This is a genomic window from Acinetobacter sp., from assembly GCF_041919735.1.
In the GTDB taxonomy this organism is placed as follows: domain Bacteria; phylum Pseudomonadota; class Gammaproteobacteria; order Pseudomonadales; family Moraxellaceae; genus Acinetobacter.
The window spans coordinates 152,140-158,240 of the sequence record NZ_JAYRTF010000005.1; the positions used below are offsets into that span (position 1 = coordinate 152,140).

The 6,101-nt window shown below is 46.2% G+C and carries 4 protein-coding genes and 1 pseudogene; all 5 read right to left on the reverse strand.

Annotation, left to right across the window (positions count from 1 at the left end):
• Window positions 1-39 precede the first annotated feature (39 nt).
• Window positions 40-579, reverse strand: coding sequence for a DUF2726 domain-containing protein (locus ACE3T3_RS04715; RefSeq protein ID WP_374664555.1), 540 nt, complete (start codon window positions 577-579; stop codon window positions 40-42).
• Between the two features lie 378 nt (window positions 580-957).
• The gene (locus ACE3T3_RS04720) at window positions 958-3,360 is read right to left on the reverse strand and encodes a YgiQ family radical SAM protein (protein WP_374664557.1); all 2,403 of its coding nucleotides are present in this window, start codon (window positions 3,358-3,360) and stop codon (window positions 958-960) included.
• Window positions 3,361-3,611: 251 nt separating this feature from the next.
• Complete coding sequence (locus tag ACE3T3_RS04725) at window positions 3,612-3,932, reverse strand: hypothetical protein (protein ID WP_374664559.1); 321 nt, start codon at window positions 3,930-3,932, stop codon at window positions 3,612-3,614.
• A 51-nt stretch (window positions 3,933-3,983) separates the two neighbouring features.
• Complete coding sequence (locus ACE3T3_RS04730) at window positions 3,984-4,181, reverse strand: hypothetical protein (RefSeq protein ID WP_374664561.1); 198 nt, start codon at window positions 4,179-4,181, stop codon at window positions 3,984-3,986.
• 549 nt (window positions 4,182-4,730) lie between these two features.
• Window positions 4,731-5,839 (reverse strand): annotated as a pseudogene (locus ACE3T3_RS04735) (MFS transporter).
• Window positions 5,840-6,101: the final 262 nt, after the last annotated feature.

The following is a 6,101-nucleotide window of genomic DNA, read 5'->3' on the forward strand; positions in this document are numbered from 1 at the left end:
TGCGTTTCGGCGCATGCTTTTTTATTTCCTGTTTCAGCATCAGCTCAGCGCTTTCAGCTTTTTACGCTCCAGATCTGAATATAAATGATACTTTTTCAGATCGCTGACGGGTGAGATTTGCTTAAATTTCGTCTGGCTGCCCAAAAAATCTTCACGCAGCTGTGAATACTCAGGCACATCGTCATAGCGGATGACGCGGTAGCCCGCCAGCTGCAGCAAGGCATCCTGATATTGCATCGGCTGAATGCGCTTCAGCACCATCGGGTCATCTAAAGCGATAATGGCTTGAATCTGCTGATTTTCATCCAGCACAACAAAATCCGCAACCATATTCCGGTACTTATTCCGTGTCCGGTAATATTTGGTTGTCAGCAACGCATCAAAAGAAACATGCGCCAAAATAATATGGTTTGGCAGAATTTCCTTTAGACGCGTATAGGTCAGCTGCTCATTAATATTGAAAATAGCGCGCTGTTTCAATGCGCTATCTTGCTGCTTGGCATTATGGTCTAAACTTTTCCAAGCCATTATGAGCATGCAGCCGAGCAATATGCTCGCGATCACAATATACATTGCCATCTCTCATAATCCTTTACATTTCTTATAATCATTTTGCACTGCAGCCTTAAGTTACATCAGCCTGCAGGCGGTCTTATTGTTAAAATTGCGTTTTAAATATTGCTCAACAGCTGCATTCATTATTGATTAAAAATAATCAATATGTGTACAGATACTTTGTAACCAAGCATTCCATGCTGAAAATACAGCGCATCTTGCGCTTAGGCTTTTACTCTATGCCATTTCAGGAAAATCCCGCAAGCGCGTTAAGACAATTGTCTAACAATTCCGATGAACTGATTGGTCTTCAATCCAGCAGCCTGATTGCGTTCTGCGGGCAGCCTGATCAAGCTGATGGGCAATGAAAAGGGCGCCGCAGCGCCCTAGTCAAAGATTCCATTAAGACCGTGATTTTACTTTGCCTTTATTTTTGCTTTTGACCCCGCCAAACGGCTTTTTATCGCCTGTTTCACGCGGCGGCAAACCAGTATGCTGGGTCAAAATCTGCCCTTTTTGCGGACGGCCGGAAGAATTGCCATTGCGTGATTGCGAACGCGCGGTATTTTCACCGGTGCGCTTTTGCGAATCGCCTGCAATGGTGGAATTTTTCTTGCGCGCAGACTGATACTGCCCTTCAGTTCCCCCCGCAGGCTGATAAGTCGGAATCAGGTGCTGCTTGGAATTGCCGATCAAGTCCTGACGGCCCATCTCTTTTAAGGCTTCACGCAATAACGGCCAGTTGTTCGGATCATGATAGCGCAGGAACGCTTTATGCAAGCGGCGGCGCTTCTCGCCTTTCACGATGTCCACCTGTTCGGTATAGCGCGCCACTTTGGCCAGCGGGTTTTTACCGGTGTAATACATGGTGGTTGCTGTCGCCATCGGTGACGGATAGAAAGTCTGCACCTGATCAGCGCGGAAACCATTCTTTTTCAGCCAAATCGCCAAGTTCATCATGTCGTAATCGGTGGTGCCCGGATGCGCCGCGATGAAGTAAGGAATCAGATACTGCTCCTTGCCCGCCTCTTTGCTGAAGCGCTCAAACATTTGCTTGAAGCGGTCATAAGTGCCGATGCCCGGTTTCATCATCTTCGACAATGGGCCTTTTTCAGTATGCTCCGGCGCAATTTTCAAATAGCCGCCGACGTGATGCGTCACCAATTCTTTGACATATTCAGGGTTCAAGACCGCCAAATCATAGCGCAGGCCTGAACCGATCAAAATCTTCTTAATGCCTTTAAGCGCACGCGCTTTGCGGTACAGCTGGGTCAGCGGCGCATGGTCGGTATGCAGGTTTTGACACACACCCGGGAATACGCACGACGGCTTACGGCAATTTTTCTCAATTTCAGGGTCTTTGCACGCCAAACGGTACATATTGGCCGTTGGGCCACCTAAATCGGAAATAATCCCGGTAAAGCCCGGCGCTGTATCACGGATTTTTTCCACTTCACGCAGAATCGACTCTTCCGAGCGGTTTTGAATAATGCGGCCTTCATGTTCAGTAATCGAACAGAAAGTGCAGCCGCCAAAACAGCCGCGCATGATATTCACCGAAAATTTAATCATGTCGAATGCCGGGAAACGCGCTTCGCCATAAGACGGATGCGGCAAACGCGCATACGGCAAGTCAAACACGTAATCCATTTCTTCCGTGGTCAGCGGAATCGGCGGCGCATTCAGCCACACATCGCGCTCGCCATGCTTTTGCACCAAAGCCCGCGCATTGCCCGGATTGGTTTCCAAATGCAAAATACGGTTGGCATGCGCATACAGCACCGGATCATCCGCCACATCTTCAAATGCCGGCAAACGGATCACCGCCAATTCGCGCGGCGGCAATTTATGCTTAATCGCTTTGGATGAGGGCTGCAGCTGCACAATTTGCGTATCCGCATCTAAGCTGTCGCCTGCACGCACAATCGGATTGGCGACCGCTTCTTTTTGGAAATTCTGATATTGCGTTAAAGAATTGCCTTTTTCTTTCTCAATTTCACAGCCGTCCAAATCTTCCGTCATCACATAAGGGTTGATGATCGGATCAACACGGCCCACCGTATCGACATCATTCGATGCGATTTCGACAAATTGCGCTTTCGATGCGCGGTTATTTTTATTGACGATAAACGCGGTTCCGCGCACATCCGTAATCTCGTGGATTTTTTCACCTTTGGCCAGACGGTGCATCACTTCAATAATTGAACGCTCGCCATTGCCGTACATCAATAAATCGGCTTTGGAATCCATCAGCACCGAGCGGCGGACTTTGTCTGACCAGTAATCATAATGCGCAATGCGGCGCAGGGAAGCTTCAATCCCGCCCAGCAATACCGGCACATCCGGAAATGCTTCACGGCAGCGCTGGCAATAGACGGTTGCCGCGCGGTCTGGACGCTTGTTCGGCGCATTGTCTGGAGAATAAGCATCATCGGAACGGATTTTGCGGTCGGCTGTATAGCGGTTGATCATGGAGTCCATGTTGCCCGCCGTCACGCCCCATGCAATATTCGGCTTGCCTAAAGCTTTAAACGCTTCCGCAGAAGTCCAGTCTGGCTGCGCAATAATGCCGACACGGAAACCTTGCGCTTCCAGTACGCGGCCGATAATGCCGGATACAAAAGACGGATGGTCAATATAGGCATCACCGCAGACCAAAATAAAGTCACAGCTGTCCCAGCCAAGTAAATCCATTTCTTCGCGCGACATCGGCAAAAATGGCGCAGGATCAAAACACGACGCCCAATATTTGTCGTAATCAAACAGCGCTTTCGGCGCAGTCTGCATGGTATAAGCAGTAGACATGGCTAGCAATTCTCGGCTGGCAGATGGAAGACCTGAAAATCAGATCAAAGATGAAAGCCGATCATTTTACCATGAATTCCATTCATCTTGCCTGATTATAATTTATACAAAATCCATCCATTGATAATTAAAAATGCATTTCATCGATAAAAAAAGCACCCTTGCGAGTGCTGAAAACCGAAACCCATTGCAATCTCAAAATTACTGCACAGTATTGCGCGCGGTATATTGAGCTGAATGAGCCTTGGTGGCTAGAAACTGTTCATATTTGATCTGCATTGCAGGCAAATAGTGTTCAATGTTTGCCAGGCTGCATGCAATGCGTCACTCATCAGCGGCTTAATATCAAACGCCTTGCGGCTGTTGCTTTCTTGCTGGAATTTGACCCAAAAATTGACTGCGGCTTTTGGGTTATAGCCGGCCCGTGACATAATATCCAAAGCCATCACATCGGCTTCGGCTCCCAAGTTCCAGCCTTGCGGCATGATGGCCGCCTGCCCTGCCGCGCTGGCCGCAGCAGCACCCGCACCGCCTGTGGCCGCAAGAATGACCGCATTGCTCGCCAACATCATGGATCTTTTTCACGGTTATGCCCCCCACAGCGAATGCGCAATCACAAAAACCTATTCATCCTGATTCAGCTTTAAGCCCCAATACAGGCCTATATTGATGATGATTTTTCCGCCTGGCAAACTGTGCTTGTTCAGCTCGCCGTTTAAATTGCCTTTGATCTCCCAATTCCACTGCTTTGCGCCTGTACGGAAAAGACCCGCCTCACTGCACAGCTGCTGCAAAATTTGATCCAGTTTCGCGTCAATCACCAAAATCTGTGATCTTTTGCCTGATTGACAAAGCGTTTATAGGAACGTTCTGATTGCGCTGTCCATGCCTTTTCAGGAATCAGCATTAATTGTTTACTTTCACTAAATGGGTTGTACTCACACATCCAGTGCATAATAATAAACAGCCAAAGCATATTGTAGAAAACAATAATTTTTTCATCAAATACCTCAGCTGTTAAAATAAATGATATTTATTCTTTAAAAGAAATTGAAATAAAAATCAAAGCCATTGATCGGAAGATCACAAATAAAATATTCTTAAAAAGAGTATTATTTATCAGTTATTTAAATTCTATTTAAAATCAGATTAAATTGATGGAATTCAAATTTTAAGCGCAGTTATTCAATTTATTTTAAGATAATATGAATCCAATCAAGCTATTTTAATATCCATGGCAGCAGAAATATAAATTCAATATTTATAGGCAATCGATCTCATTGATTCTGGCTGATTGCATATTCAAGCCTCCCTTATCCCAGCTTTAGCTTTATACAGAGCCATTTTATTCAACAGCAAAAAGATTCTGCTCATGCCCTTCGCAAGTGAAAAGATAAAACTATTCCCAAAGCTAAAATCAGACCAATAAAAACGGCAACCCCCATCCAGCCCCAGTTTTGCCAAACCAATCCGCTAGAGCTGCCCAGCACGCTGGAACCGAGATAATAAGCAAATAAATACAGAGAGGACGCTGTTGCTCGGTATTTCAAAGCATGGATCGAAACCCAGCTGCTGGCCGTTGAATGCGCTGCAAAAAATGAAAAAGTGAAAATCAGCAGCCCGATAAGGATTGCGGGAATAGATGCCAGCTGCATCATGAACAATCCGACCAGCATCATCAGCAGCATCCAGATCAATACTTTAGCCCGGCCAAACTTCCTGCTCCACTTCGCCGCCCGAGGCGAACTGTATATTCCAGCAAGATACACGACAGAAATTAAGCCAATCCAGGTTTGCGACCATTCAAAATGGCTTTTGCAGCAAATGATAGCTGATGTAATTGAATACAGAGACAAAACAGCCCATCAAAATGAACCCTTGCACAAAAAGCAAGCGCAGCTTGGGATCAGCTATATTTTGATGCAATGATTCTGTAAAGCGGTTCAGCCGGATCGGATACGCTTTGAAATGCTTGGATTTTGGTAAAAGCATGAGGAAAATCAGCGCAATCGCAAAATTCAGCAGGCCAATCATCAGCAGCGCCGTTTGCCAAGTAATAAAATCCACCAGAATCCCCGCAATGACCCGTCCGCTCATGCCGCCAATGGCTGTTCCAGAGATGTACAGTCCCATAGCAAAACCCACATCCTTTGCTGCGATTTCTTCTCCAATATAAGTCATGGCCACGGCTGCAACACCGCTGACCGCCAGCCCAATAAGCCCCCGAGTAAAAAGGAAAATATGCCAGACCGGAAAACAGCAGCCCTACCGCCAGTGCAATGGTTGAAAAAGACAATGGAAAACTGCTGTGCGCAGGCGATACAGAAAAAAATTGCGCAAAAACCGGCATCATCGGCTGTACGCAATACAGTGATGAGAAAATAGCAAAGCCGGCTAGAAATAAAGAAAATAGAACAGCTATAAACTGTTTCGAACCATAATATTCAATATAAGCAGGCTGGGGAGAAGAAGCTGACATGAAAACTCCATGTAATACCCATTCAGTATACATGGCTTCCTTATTGGATCAAAAACTTGGGAAGATAATTAAGGATAACTAAGCTAAAACGCCTATATCCTAATTTCTCTAACTTTCTTGCAAAAAATCGAAGCAAAAAAAATCCCCCTCAGCCATTAAGCGGAGGGGGATTCGAATAATGAGCTGGCGATGACTTACTCTCACATGGGTAACCCCACACTACCATCAGCGCTAAGAGGTTTCACTTCTGAGTTCGGGAAGG